The following is a 13158-nucleotide window of genomic DNA, read 5'->3' on the forward strand; positions in this document are numbered from 1 at the left end:
TGATGAACGGTAAAGGAAATCCGGTTTTGGCACGGGGGTGCCTTTGTTCGGGTATAACTTCAACGGTGCAACCTCTCCGACCCATTCAAAAAACTTTTTCAATGAGCTTATCTTTCTTGCCCAATCTTGGTTAAAGAGACAGGCCGGTTTTCGACCGGCCTGTTCTCCTCTTTACAACCCCAAGCGGTTGCGCGCGTTGTTGTAGTAGATCAGCAGCTTTTCATCTTCGCGCAGCACGGCGTCGGGGAGGCGATCGCCCACTTCGACGATGACCGCATACTCCTTGGCCGACCAGTATTTCTTAAACCCGGCGCGGATCGCCTCGGTGCGGAACTTGCGCAAGCGCCTTTTGTTCCCCTTGATCTCTTCGCGGTATACTTCGAATTCCCGCAGCAGGGCGCGTTCGCGCAATTTCTCCAGGTCGGCCTGCTTGTTGGGATCGGGCACATACCAGCGCCCCTTCGCCTTGGCGACCAGTCGCGGATCGTCGGGGGCCAGGCCCCGCAGGTCTTTGTAGTTTTTGCTGAGGTAGCTGTGGATCTGGCTGGGCACCTCTCCCGTGCCGTCGTATTGCAGAAAGTTTTGTTCCAGGAGCTCGGAAAGCTCCGGCAGTTTCTCGTGCTTGGCGATGTATTGGATATCCCGGAAAAAGACCGGGTTGAGCTCGGCGTAGGTTTGCGGCTTCTTCAGCAAGAGCTGACGCAAACGCTCGATGGCGCTCACCTCGTCGGTGACCAGGATCGATCCCTGCACAAACTCCTTGGCCAGGAGACGCTTCTTGTCGTACTCGGCCACCTGCGTCTCCAGGAAGACCATCCCGTCGCGCATCGGAAAACGCCGGTACAATTCCTCCTGAAACTCGCCCGACGAAAGCGGCACCGGCAGTCCCCGCTGCACGTGATAGGTGACCATGCGGTCAAACAGGACGCGCGGTGTGCGCTCCTTAATCTCCAGCGCTTCCCCCTGCTTGCCGATGAAAACCGGCAGGTTGGCCAGATGGCCCCGGACAAATTCCCAGGCGGATTGTTCCGTGCCGCCGGCGCGTTCCAGCCTCTCCGCCATCTCAGTCGACGGTTTGTAGGCGGAGATGACCAGATCCTGCTTCACCGCAGTGGTCGAGGTGACCGCCTTAAAGCTTCCCTGCTTTTTGTCCAACGCCGCCACATTGGCGACGATGAAACCCGCCTCTTGCAGCGCCGCCTGAATGGCGTTCCATACACTGGCCTTGGTGTTCGAAAACTCCACCGTCATCCAGCGGCCGGGCTTCAGCACGCGGTAGGCCTCCTTAAAGCAGGCCGTCATCAATTGGCGGTAGTCGTCTAGTGTTTTTCCCTGCACCTTGTTCTCAATCGCTTCCGGCCGGTTGTTGGTAAACACCTTGAGCCAAGATTCCCACAGGAAGTTGAGCTCCGAGTACATGAAGTTGGCCCCGAAGGGTGGATCGGTGAAGATATAGTCGATGGAGTTGGAGGGAATTCCTAAATAATTACTGCTTTGTGTAGAAACTATACTAGAATAATTAAAATTTTTTAGTGCAAGCAATCCTTTGAATACAAATTCCACATTTCTTTCAACAGAAAGGATGGCATTGGGGGGGGTAATAATCGAAGAAATGTACAATGTACCGGATAAGGGTCCGCCACCTTTTTTGTCCGCCCTAAAACGTCTCATTTTGGATATTGTAAGATTTGCAGCAGAGTGCGCTAACATACAAGCTGCCTTAGATCTATTTTTGTTCCTTTTAAAGCGATCCCAAATAGCTCCCAACACCCACAAATTCCGCTTCGTATAAAAATGATGCACATGGGTGACACCGTGCGATTCCATAGGCTGACGCGTATTGTATCCCTCCGGCAGCGCGTCCTTCGGAAACCAATACGGTATCTCGCTCTCCTCAATGCGCTTGATCAATGCCAGATCGGCCTCGTCCGGCCGCTTCTCGAAGCGCTTGTTGCCCACGCTGTAGTTGATCAGCACCGGGACTTGCTTGGCCTGTCGGATCGTCTCGCCGAGAGCCGTGTCATAGGTGGTGACCCAGGCCCGCTCCACACTGCGCTTGGTCAATTCCGCCGCACAGCCGGGACAGGTAAATGTGTCACGAACCTTACCCGCCTCTTGGTCGACGGCCACATCCCAGAAAACCATCTCCTCGGCACAGCTGGGGCAGACGAAGACATCGCTCCACACGGTATAGTTGATCCGCCCCTTGATCGGCTTACCGTCCACGTCGGTCTGGACGACGCCGTTCACGGTGTGGTTCGTCTCGTACATCCAGCCGCATTCCCGCTCCACCTCGGCCAGGATGCGCTCCGCCTCTTCTTTGAAGGCCTCCGCATCCACGGGGGTGTTATAATTGTAGGCGATAAAGGTGGCCGCGGGGGATAGGTCGTTCAGCACCGCCCGGCGCGCCCCCAGTTTGGAGATCGGTTTGTCGCCGTCGAGGATCGTCCCGTCATCCAACACCTTGTAGCCGAGGCTTTCCACCGCCTTCCGGTCGCCGCACAGCTGGGCAGCGACGCCGGTCATGCCTGTGCCGGCGAACCCGTCAAACACGATGTCCCCCGGCTCGGTGTAGTGCAGGATATAGCGCATGATTGCCTTGTAAGGCACTTTGGTGTGGTAGGAGTGGGCGTTGTAGACGGGATCGTTTTTCCCCTCGCTCACATCGGCGGTGTAGGGCTCCCGACGGTATTCCGCTTCGTTCTCCTCTCCCTGCAGACGCGCTTTTTCCGCCTCCCAATAGGCGATCATCTCCCCGATGAAGGGGTTGGGACAGGCCGTGTAATAGGGCGGATCGGAGAGGGCGAGGATGTCCTCGTCCTCTCCGTGGGGAAAACCTTCCATCTGCCGCAGTTCCGGCAGTTTCTCCCGCAGCCGTTCGGTAAAATAGGTACGCCGCTCTTCTTCGCTGGCAAAGGTTTTCCCCAGACAGGTGACGGGGCCGTTGGCCTTCGCTTCGGTCAGTTGTAAGGATTGTTGTTTATTCTCCATGGTGAATCCCCTCTCTTTCCGTCCATTGCAGGATGATGCGGAGGCGGGCCGGCTCTTTGCCCTGTGTCAGTTTACCGAGAAGGGCGTCAAAGCGCGCTTTGACTTCTTCGACGGTCAAGGGCGCTCCTCCTCCGAGGGCGGCGGCCAACTCGTCGATCCGAAGCACGGCCTTTTCGATTCCCCGGAGCACGGTGCGGGCCGCTTCGATGAACGCCGGGTCGAGGGGTTCGGACTGCGCCTGCCAGTTCAGAAATTCTTCAATCAGCTCCCGCTGTTCCGGCGCGAGCAGATCGATCGCTTCGCGGAGCTCCGGTTTGGCCAGTTCACGGTGCAGCATCGCCGTCCACTCGTCGAACATCCTCTGCAGCTCGTCCTCCAATGTGTCCAAATCGGTAGACGGCAGGGTGGGTTCTTCCGCCGGCTTGAAGCGGCAGGCCGGACAGACCGGATGGCTTTCCAGCTGATCACGCGTCAGCTTCCAGCAGGATTGAAGCATGGCCAGCCGCTCGCGCCAGCGGGTGAGCTGCAGACGCGGCAACAGCTCGATCCGGGCCAGTTCGTTCAAGACAGCGAGGCGCGGATCCCGGATCAGCCGGGCCTTCCGTTCGTCCTGTTGATATCCGAGTCGGTGTTTGCCGTGCAGGTCCAGGTACAGATCGATGTAGGCTTGTTTCAACTGCACCATCTTGCTCACCACTTCCCGGGCACGACCGTCGTGTACCGCAGCGATCGCCTGGTGGCGGAGTTGGGCCACCTGCCGGTTCCAGGAGTGGTCGTCGGGAAGGGTCTGAGCGGCGGCGTTCAGGTAGGCGGCGTGTGCCTGGATATCGTCGGCGCGCTGTTTCAACTGCTCCACCCGGGCCAACTGGCTGAAGGCGGCTTGTTGTTTTTTCACGTCATCCACCGTGATGTGCAGGTTGTTCAGCTTGGCCGGCGTATTGTAGCGGGTGAGCGACTGCAAAAAGTCTTGCCAGCCGTCGAGTTGTGCCTGCAATGCCTGCCGCTCGGCCTCCGAGAGGACAAACCCGTCCCAGCAGGGAATTCCGCTTTTCACCACGCGCAGCGTTTTCACCGTCGCCTCCAGCAAATCGTTGATCCGTCGCTGCATCGCATGGACGGCGGTCTCCAACAACTGCCGGTCATTGGGGTTGCTTAAGAGCCCACGCTGCACATCGAGGAGATCGAACAACTCGCGCAGCACGCCGAGGGGCAGGCCGGAGGGCTTTTTGACGTACTTGAACTCCACCAGCTTTTTCACCGGGAGGGAGGCCAACCGCTCCATCCCGGTGGCGTCGATCTTTTCCCCCGGCAACTGGATTTCGGCAAGCCCGGCATACACCAATGCCGCCAGAATCACCGCCACCCATTCCGGCTCCAGCCGGAACGGGCCGGCCGCCACCTGGACCTCGCCCCCGTATAGCTCTTCGATCAGCTCCGAACGGTTGAGGACCTGTCCCTCCCCCTTCTTTTCCAGGAGGTCGAGGATCCACTTGGCATAGGCGGACCGCTGAGGCTCCACCTTACCGTCGTGCAGCAGCACCAATCCCTTCAACACCCCTTCTCCGCCCGCCGTCTTGTGCCCGGCCAGCCATTTGAGTGCACTGTCGGCATAACTGTCGCGGTTGCTCACCGTGATCCCGGTGCTGCCGGGGACTGCGCGGAAGCTGGGATAATCCGGATAACGTTCCTCGAACCAGGCGCTGAGACAGGCCGCACCCACGTGGTCGACCATTTCGCGCAGGGTGGCGTTGGCAGACAAACCGCTCAGATATTCACTGGCCTTCTTGCTCACGCCCTTGTGGGTGATGCGGAAGGCCGTTCCGAAATTCTCCCTGAGCCATGCGTTCAAGCTCTTCAAATGGCGGCTGATATGATCCACATACCGCTTTTTGGTGGCCGTGGTGGCGTTGATCTCCAGCTCGCGGGCCGCGGCATACCGCGTCATGTGGTGCATGAATGTATCGTCGCGATGCACCAGCCGGAAAAAGACTTCGTCACCGCGCTGTTCGTCCCGAAACCGGGGCGGGTCAAAGGGCTGCACCATATAGAGGTAAAAATCCCGCGGCGGTTGGGCCGTCGAACGCTCGTTGGGCGTGCCGAGGAACAGGTAGCCCGGACGGGTCACCTTGCGGTCAGCCCAGAGCAGCCCGTGGGGCCACAGGCGGAACCCGCTGCGGTAAGGGGTATCGGAGCATTCGAGCGCCTTTTCCAGCGCATCAAAATAATGCCGGTCCAACTGGGCGTCGGAAAGGGTTTCCGCCTTTTGCTCAATCAGCCGTTCGACATCGACACCGCCTTCCACGTCAAGGTAATATTGCCCGTTTTCCTTATTGAACGCGATATACTCCCCGCTGGCCGCCTTCTGGATTTCCTTCAGGACCGTTTCGATGGTGATCGAGAGAAAATCGGCATCCTCATCGGCAATCGTCGGAGAGAACAGGAACAGATCGTCCCGCAGCATGTTCGGGGTGACGCCGATGCGGTTGGTGATGTCCCCGGTGGTAAGGCGGTGGACCGACAGTGCATTTACGATGCGGAGAGCGAGCGCTTTGTAAGAAGGCTGGGTGATGTTGCGCACCACCTTCTCCCGCAATACCTTGGAAGTGTCGATCACTTTTTTCAGATCGGGATCGGTCTTGTTGGAGACATTCCCCTCCAAATACGGCCAGTAACTGTCATAGGAGATGATCCCCGGCTCGTCCTCGGGAACCGTCTCATCAAACCGCTTGCGAATCTCCGCACTCAGTGTCTTCAGGATTTCCCGTTTCTCGACGGCCGCCACCTGCTCAAACGCCTCCAGATAGGCGGGATGGACGGGGAAGAGGGAAACATAGGTTTCCATCCGTTCGTTCAAATTGTCGTACAGGCGGGTGAACTTGGCGAGATGCTCGCGCACCCACGCTTTTTGCCGCTCATCTTTTTTCAGCAGGCGCTCGGCGACGACGGTGGCCACGTCCTCGCGCACGATGCGCACCTGTTCAAAACGGTCCCGCACGCGACGCAACTGCTCGGCGACAAACTGGAAACGCGGATTGTCAAACAGCATCTCTTGCACACCGCCGATCACCCGGAATCGGGTGGTCCGGCAAGTTTCACCCATTTCACGCAAAAAATTGAGGTCGCGAATCAAATCGTGCTCTTTGCGCGTGCGCAAATAGTCGAGCAGCTCATCGATGACCAAGAGCAACCCCTGATCCGGATAACGCGTCTCAAACGCCCCCATCATGGCGTGAAAGGCGTCTTTGTTGTTACGTACTTCCTCCTCCGGCGGAAAGGTGAAGTCGACGCCCAGTTTAGCCAGACCCGCTTCCAATTCACCGACGACAAAATTGCGCAAAGACATCGTCGTCGAGCCGATTTCCGTGCGGATTACCCGGAACTTGCCGCCAATTTCCAGGGCCTTTTCGCGCACGGCAGGATGGCGGATCTTTTCCGCCAGCTCCCCATGCTCGGCAACCGCGGAAACGACAGACATCAGGTGGGATTTCCCCGTCCCGTAATTGCCGACGACGAGCAATCCCTTGTTGTCCGCGGGACGTTCGAATTGCAGCTGCTCAAAGACCACCTCCGTCAACCGCTCGGCCATTCCGTCCGAAATCACGTAGGTGGTAACCAGTTTTTCGGCGTAGTCGACTGCATCTGCCTCGATAAGTTGAACAACAGATTCGATCGGTTCAAATTGGACCAGATCGCGATACTTCATCTGACCGGGCGACACCGGATATGGAAATCGATGCGCCCTTCCCTCCCTTTCTTTCTCTGTTTGTTATGTAGCTGACCAGAAGAGTTGGAGCCATTTTTTCGATTTCGGGAGTTGTTGACGGGTCGCGTTACAACAGGATCGATTTCAGCATGGATAACGACGACCACTCCGCCTCGCTCTATCCCAAACAGTGGGGTGGTAGACTGTTACAGATTCCCGGAGCAAACACATCCCGGCTTTTGTCACTGCTGCTCCAACCACCAGTTTCCCGCCCGACGCCGCAAGGGGTTTGGTTTCAGCCTCACACCTTACCGCCGACGGAAATGAGATGCGCGTGGAAGTTTGTATACCGCCGGTACTCCGGGTGATCCGGCTCGGCGTATACGAGAACCTCTCCCTCCAGTCGTCCTGCCCACGATGCGACCAACAACCGATGGCGACTTTCATTTTCCAGGAGCAGCAGCGGATCCAACTGAAGTTCCGGAGCGAACAACATCTCCAGATTGTCGAGGAAGACCGTCCCGGACGCTGTATCGGCAATCATATGCCTTACGATCCGCCCGACTTCGTACGGGTGGCGAGAACGCGGCACTTCGTGCAACCGTGCGCTCACACGCAAATTGATATTGAGTAATGGTGCCGCCAAAATTTTTGCCGCCGCCCGCAACAAAGCCGTTTTTCCGGAACCGCTCGGGCCGACGACAAGGATCAGACGGTGTCGACGAACCCCCGTTTGCATCTGTCGGACGGCTTCCATAAGCGCTTGGAACGCTGTTCGATCGACAGTGGCATCACTCAAGACACTTGCCCCCAGTCGGTAAACGTGATCGATGAACTAAAAGTGCAAATAACAGGATAAGATCTGTCTGAACGGTACGGTTCATGGCCTGATTGAGAAATGGTGATTTTTCAAGGTTTATCGTAACTGATCCACAAGACAACATAATGTCCCAAACACATATTCGCTGGTCGGCTGTTCGTGGGGTCGGTTGGCACTTCGGAAAGGGTTGGCCACCACCGCCGTCGTCCCTCGGCCGTCATCGTTGGATCTGGTGAATTTGCGCAATGGTCCGTCGATTCGCCGGACCTTTCTCCGGCTCATTCGAATTCGGAAATCCCTGGCCTTCAGAAAACTTCCATATAAACTTTGCGATAAGGGGTGGCATGATTCCTTCCAAACGAGAATTTGTCGAAAGAAGTAATACTATTGTATCAAAAATAGGGGACAGGGGAAGTAATTTGTAACCGCTGGTATCCCTGTTTGGGTGCCGGCGATTCGATCATAAAACATGTTCGCGACAACTGTGTGTCACGAACATATATTTGGTGATCTGTACCCACCCAACGCAATTCCGTCAATTGCGAAATTGCCTCCGCGCAGCATCCCATCCGGATTTTCCTGTATTTGGAATAAATAGAAATTGTCGTCGACCTCCGAGGGTTTTTGCCCTATCGGAGGTCGACGACACAATCAACGCCTCCCCTGTATGGGTGGCATTTGCGGCTCAAAGCGGGTGAGTATCAAGCTGCCAAAATATAGGCATCACCGATTCCCGCATCCTTCACTTGCTTCAGGCGGGCTTCCGCTTCCGCCTTGGAGTAGTAGGCTCCGGCCTGCACGCGGTACCAGGTCTCTCCCGAGATCGTCACCTGCACGATCACGGAGGAAATCCCCTTGCTGGACAGATAGTTTTTGCGGTTCTCGGCGTTCTGACGATCCTTAAAGGCTCCTGCGATCACTTTGTAAAGGACCTTTTTGGAAAGGGAAAGGGCTTTGGCGATTCCTTCCCCGATGGCATTGGAGAGATCGGTGATGAACGTCGAGTTGTTCAGAAGGCTCAGATCGTTGGAGTGATCGATGAACAAGTTTTCCAGAAGGATGGCCGACATGGCGGTTTCCCGCAGGACGTGGAAGTTCGCCCTCTTTTTCCCCCGGTCCCTCACACCGTATTTGCTGCCGATGGCGTTCATCACCGTGCTGTGGATGGTGTTTTGCGCGTTGATGGTTTTTTGCGAAACGCTTCCGTTGTAAATATAGCTTTCCCATCCCGTCCCGCCGCCGGCATTGATGTGAATGGAACAGAAATAATCGGCGTTGCGGGAATTGGCCAAATTGGTTCGGCTCGCCAGGCTTACCGTCGTATCCGTCGTCCTTGTCATCAGCACGTCGGTCTGATAGTTGGCCAGCAGATAGTCCCTGACCTTCAGCCCGATCCTGAGGGTATAATTTTTCTCCTGGTAACTGCCGTTGACGGCACCGGGATCGCTTCCCCCGTGCCCCGGATCGATCACGATGAGAGGCATAAAACTCACCACTCCCTTTCTGTTTTCTAATAATCTATTCCGAAAAAGATTGATAGGTGAGAGACAACGGCACATTCGCAACACCAATTTCCCGCAGGCGGTTTTAAAGCCAATGAAAAAAGCACCCCGAAGGGTGCTTTGGATCCCTGTCGATGTCGGTCGAAAATCAGCCCGCTTTCCGCCACGGCTCCCGAACAGGTACCGATTGCCGGATCACCTCGAACACCGCCGAGCCGATCACCTCCAAAGCCGTCTGCATTCGCTCCGGACTGATGTTTTCCGCAATCGTGTCCATGGGAGTGTGATAGACCTTCTCGATGTCGTAGATGAGAGGATCCCAACTGTCAACCCGCATCCAGATGAAAAGGGCGGCAGGAATCCCACGCTGATGGAAGGGGACGTGATCGCTGGAACCGAAACGGCCGAGGGCGACGGGCTTGCCCAGCCGCTTCCCCGCTTTCACTGCGGCATCAGCGACGCGGTTGGTCTCTCCGTCCACGGTCATCGCGTACAAGTGGGTCACATTTTCATAGCTGGTGGCCACCATGTCCGCGTTGAAAACCCCGATGATCCGGTCCGCTTCTTCGTCGCTCAATTGGTTGACGTAATGCTGCGAACCCAAAAGCCCCCGCTCTTCCGAGCCGAAAAAGGCGAAGCGGAGTTCGACGCCGGACCCGTGTTTCCTGAGCACCCGGGCGAGCTCCATGGCCAGCGCGGTTCCCGAAGCGTTGTCATTGGCTCCGGGCGCTCCCACCACACTGTCCATGTGGACGGTGACCATCACGACGGGCGCATGGGGATCCCCCGTTTTGGCCGGGCGACTGGCAATGACGTTCAAGGATGACAAGTTGCCGTGGTGTTCCGTGTTCACCTTGATTCTCACTTTGCCCTTTTCCAGCCGCTCGATCAGCCGCTGCCCGTGGATCAGTGAGATGCCGAGAACCGGGATGTCCACCCTCTCTTCAAAGCGCGGAGAAAAGGCCGGGCCGTAATTTCCCCGGGAGCCGACGGTGTTGTAAAACAGCACCCCTTTGGCCCCGTTTTCAACCGCCCGTTTCAGTTGCTCATCCCTGTTGGCGCTGTCGTATTGGATCAGGACCATCTTTCCCTTCGCGCCCGCCGCATAATCCTCCTCGGAAAGGCCCTTCCCGACATCGATCACATCGCCGGAAACCGGTTTCTTGCCGGTGATCCGCCCTTCGGGCGAGGCGCCCACCTGCCACTTCTCCTTTCCCGAATGAACATAGCCGATATATTGGTCGGGAACGGAGAACGGCTGCTTCTCGATCGCATATCCCAGTTTCCCGAGCTGGGAAGCGATGTACTCGGCCGCCTTTTTTTCCGACTCCAATCCGCCGACCCGCGGGCCGATCTTTTCCGACAGGACCCGGACATGCTCGATGGCCCGATCGGCATCCACCCGGGAGAGAATTTCTTGATCCCAGGACGCATTCGCCGAGACGGTTGCATTCCCCAAAAAGAGCGCCGAGACAAAGAGAACCATTGTCATTGCCAATGCGGCGATCCTTCTCCCGTTCCCACTCACGAACGATCCCTCCGTATCGAATTATTGAAAATCGACAGAAATAAGCTTCGACAAGGAATGGTTCGATTCCTTGCAGGAACGGGGCTCGACAAACCGCCGGGACGCCGCCTCCGGTCGGCGAACAAAAGGATCGCACCAAAATTTCCAAAAAGTAAAACTATTCTCTTCCCTATTGACACGCCGCTTCGCGGAAGGTAACATTCTCTAAAAACTAAGTATTCTAATCGGAATTTATTTAAGTTTGTTTACCTTTTTTATGCGTTTTTTGGAGAAAACCGTACCTCCCTATCTATCGACGCGCCGGAACAAAGGGCCGAAGAAGTAGTACTGGCGTTGAAACTGCTGCAAAACTGGCACCGGCACAAGGTCCCCTACATATGAATGATTACGTGGCGAAAAGTCGACTAAACTACTCGACATTCCTTTTTCAAGGGTTCGGAAGGAGTGGATGATGTGAAAAAATTGATTGTGTTCGCGCTAATCGGATTTGCCGCGCAGTTGGTTGACGGTTCATTGGGAATGGCATACGGCGTGACGTCCACTTCCCTGTTGCTCCTGTTCGGGATCGCGCCGGCGGTGGCTTCCGCTTCGGTCCACATGGCGGAGGTGGTGACGACGGCCGCTTCGGGCATCTCCCATCTGAAATTCGGGAACGTGGACAAAACCGTGGTGAAGAAACTGGTCATCCCCGGTTCGATCGGCGCCTTCACCGGAGCCTGCTTCCTGAGCAACCTCCCGGGAGATCTGGCCAAACCCTACATCGCCGCGTTTCTCTTCGTCCTCGGAATCTACGTGTTGAGCCGGTTCCTCTTCGGCGAGGAAAACCGGGTCAAATCGGACAAAAAACCGCCCTCCCGACTGCTCATCCCCTTGGGATTGGTCGCCGGCTTCGCTGATTCCACCGGCGGCGGAGGGTGGGGGCCCCTGAGCACGCCGATCCTCCTCAGCCGCAATGAAATGGAAACGCGAAAGGTGATCGGCACCGTCGACACCAGTGAATTTGCCATCGCCGTATCCGCCACCCTCGGTTTCCTGATCTCCCTCGGGCCGGAAAATTTCCACTGGCCGTGGATGGCGGCGCTGATGGCCGGCGGGATCATAGCCGCACCCATCGCCGCCTGGCTGGTCCGCATCATCCCCTCCCGCCTGCTGGGCGTCCTGGTCGGGGGACTGATTATCGTCACCAATGCAAAGACCCTGCTGAACAGCTTCGGTTGGATTCCCGTCTCCTGGCATGCGTCGATTTACGGCTTCCTCTACTTGGTTTGGGCGGGAAGCGTGGCGCTGGCCGTGCGGAAATTGATCATCAGCCGCAAAAGGGCCTTTCTGTCCCAATAAAGAGGGGGCTGAGACCATGAAAGTGTCCACCCGGGGTGAATATGCCCTGCGGGCTTTGATCCTGCTGGGACAGCATCCAAATGAAGTGATCCCCGTCGCCGACATCTCCGCGACAACCCGGGTGCCGATCAACTACCTGGAACAGATCCTCTTGCAGCTCAAAAAACTGGGATATGTGACGAGCAAACGGGGAATTCGGGGAGGATACACGTTGCGGCTTCCGTCCGACCAAATCGTGATCGGGGAAGTGATCCGCCGGTTGGAGGGGCCGCTGGCTCCGATGGGGTGTGTCAGCGTGACCGCCTACGAACCCTGTCCCTTGGAGGAGGGTTGTCTCTTGAAGCCGCTGTGGGCCCTGATCCGGGACACGGTGGCCCGCCTGCTGGAGCAAACGACGCTGGACGACCTGCTCCGTGGTCGCATTCAGACCGGAAAGGAGAGGATGGATGTCAGATGAACGCCCCTTCCATCTCCCAGTCGCAAATCCGGCAAATCATCCGCGCACTGGAAGGCCTGGAATACGGTACCGTCCTGATCACCGTCCACAATTCGCAAATCGTACAGATCGACCGGACCGAAAAACATCGCTTCCCCCCGGCATCATCCAACTCCGCGCCGGACCGATCGGCCCGAAAGCCGACTAAATGAAACCGAAAAAACCCGCCGACCGGACAACCGGAGGCCTCATCTCTCGTCAGAAGGGATGGGGTCTTTCATTTTTGAAAGGAGGATGCCCATGATGGCGCGCATTGTCACGATTTCCGGCAGTCCTTCACCTTCCTCCCGGACAAAGGCCGTGGTGGAATACATCAAAGGCCTGCCCGCCGCAAAGGGCTGGCAGACGGATTCGATCGAAGTCCGCGAATTGCCGCCTGAAGATCTGGTCTATGCCCGCTTCGACAGCCCGCGGGTCCAAAACACGGCTCGCCTTCTGGAACAGGCCGAAGGCGTCATCATCGCCACCCCGGTTTACAAGGCCTCCTATGCGGGATTGCTGAAGGCGTATCTGGATCTGCTTCCCCAAGATGTTTTGGCGGGAAAAGTCGTCTGGCCCATCGCAGTGGGGGGTACCCTGGCCCATCTGCTGGTAATCGATTATGCGCTGAAACCGGTGCTTTACGCCCTCGGCGCTCAGAACGTGTTGAGCGGTATCTATATCCACGATCGCTGGATCCGTCGTTATCAGGAAAAGATTCTGCTGGAGGGCGAGGCGGAAGAGCGCATCCGGACGTCGCTGGAGCGGTTTGTCAGAAACCTGACCCAAAGGGAGTGAAAC

General features: G+C 57.0%; 9 protein-coding genes. 4 read left to right on the forward strand and 5 right to left on the reverse strand.

From position 1 onward, the window contains the following. Positions 1 to 171 precede the first annotated feature (171 nt). The 5 genes from CLV97_RS00255 to CLV97_RS00275 form a co-directional block, all read right to left on the reverse strand. Positions 172 to 2991: a DNA methyltransferase gene (locus CLV97_RS00255; protein ID WP_106343519.1), complete on the reverse strand. Its 2820-nt coding sequence runs from the start codon at positions 2989 to 2991 to the stop codon at positions 172 to 174. Next, positions 2981 to 6694: a DUF6079 family protein gene (locus CLV97_RS00260; RefSeq protein WP_106343732.1), complete on the reverse strand. Its 3714-nt coding sequence runs from the start codon at positions 6692 to 6694 to the stop codon at positions 2981 to 2983. The genes CLV97_RS00255 and CLV97_RS00260 overlap by 11 nt, the downstream gene beginning before the upstream one ends. 301 nt (positions 6695 to 6995) lie before the next feature. Next, entirely contained in the window at positions 6996 to 7493 is a 498-nt protein-coding gene (gene brxF, locus CLV97_RS00265) for a BREX-3 system P-loop-containing protein BrxF (protein WP_211295643.1), read from the reverse strand. Between the two features lie 722 nt (positions 7494 to 8215). After that, on the reverse strand, positions 8216 to 8998 hold the full coding sequence (locus tag CLV97_RS00270) for an N-acetylmuramoyl-L-alanine amidase (RefSeq protein ID WP_106343520.1): 783 nt from the start codon (positions 8996 to 8998) through the stop codon (positions 8216 to 8218). Positions 8999 to 9164: 166 nt separating this feature from the next. After that, entirely contained in the window at positions 9165 to 10508 is a 1344-nt protein-coding gene (locus CLV97_RS00275) for a M28 family metallopeptidase (protein ID WP_106343521.1), read from the reverse strand. A 489-nt stretch (positions 10509 to 10997) separates the two neighbouring features. Here CLV97_RS00275 and CLV97_RS00280 point away from each other — a divergent pair, with 489 nt between their 5' ends. The 4 genes from CLV97_RS00280 to ssuE all read left to right on the forward strand — a co-directional run bounded on the left by CLV97_RS00280 (position 10998) and on the right by ssuE (position 13155). After that, the gene (locus CLV97_RS00280) at positions 10998 to 11882 is read left to right on the forward strand and encodes a sulfite exporter TauE/SafE family protein (RefSeq protein WP_106343522.1); all 885 of its coding nucleotides are present in this window, start codon (positions 10998 to 11000) and stop codon (positions 11880 to 11882) included. Positions 11883 to 11898: 16 nt separating this feature from the next. Then, positions 11899 to 12339 carry an RrF2 family transcriptional regulator gene (locus tag CLV97_RS00285; RefSeq protein ID WP_106343523.1) on the forward strand — a complete coding sequence of 147 codons (441 nt, stop codon included), beginning with the start codon at positions 11899 to 11901 and terminating at the stop codon, positions 12337 to 12339. Then, complete coding sequence (locus CLV97_RS00290; RefSeq protein WP_106343524.1) at positions 12336 to 12530, forward strand: YezD family protein; 195 nt, start codon at positions 12336 to 12338, stop codon at positions 12528 to 12530. Before CLV97_RS00285 ends, CLV97_RS00290 begins: the two co-directional genes overlap by 4 nt. Positions 12531 to 12621: 91 nt before the next feature. Beyond that, positions 12622 to 13155: an NADPH-dependent FMN reductase gene (ssuE, locus tag CLV97_RS00295; RefSeq protein WP_106343734.1), complete on the forward strand. Its 534-nt coding sequence runs from the start codon at positions 12622 to 12624 to the stop codon at positions 13153 to 13155. Positions 13156 to 13158 lie beyond the last annotated feature (3 nt).

This window comes from Planifilum fimeticola (assembly GCF_003001905.1).
In the GTDB taxonomy this organism is placed as follows: Bacteria; Bacillota; Bacilli; order Thermoactinomycetales; family DSM-44946; genus Planifilum; species Planifilum fimeticola.

Coding starts and splice junctions, on each gene's coding strand:
- ssuE (WP_106343734.1), top strand. CDS start 12,622: ATGGCGCGCATTGTCACGATTTCCGGCAGTCCTTCACCTTCCTCCCGG.
- CLV97_RS00270 (WP_106343520.1), bottom strand. CDS start 8,998: ATGCCTCTCATCGTGATCGATCCGGGGCACGGGGGAAGCGATCCCGGT.
- CLV97_RS00275 (WP_106343521.1), bottom strand. CDS start 10,508: ATGACAATGGTTCTCTTTGTCTCGGCGCTCTTTTTGGGGAATGCAACC.
- CLV97_RS00260 (WP_106343732.1), bottom strand. CDS start 6,694: ATGAAGTATCGCGATCTGGTCCAATTTGAACCGATCGAATCTGTTGTT.
- CLV97_RS00255 (WP_106343519.1), bottom strand. CDS start 2,991: ATGGAGAATAAACAACAATCCTTACAACTGACCGAAGCGAAGGCCAAC.
- CLV97_RS00285 (WP_106343523.1), top strand. CDS start 11,899: ATGAAAGTGTCCACCCGGGGTGAATATGCCCTGCGGGCTTTGATCCTG.
- CLV97_RS00290 (WP_106343524.1), top strand. CDS start 12,336: ATGAACGCCCCTTCCATCTCCCAGTCGCAAATCCGGCAAATCATCCGC.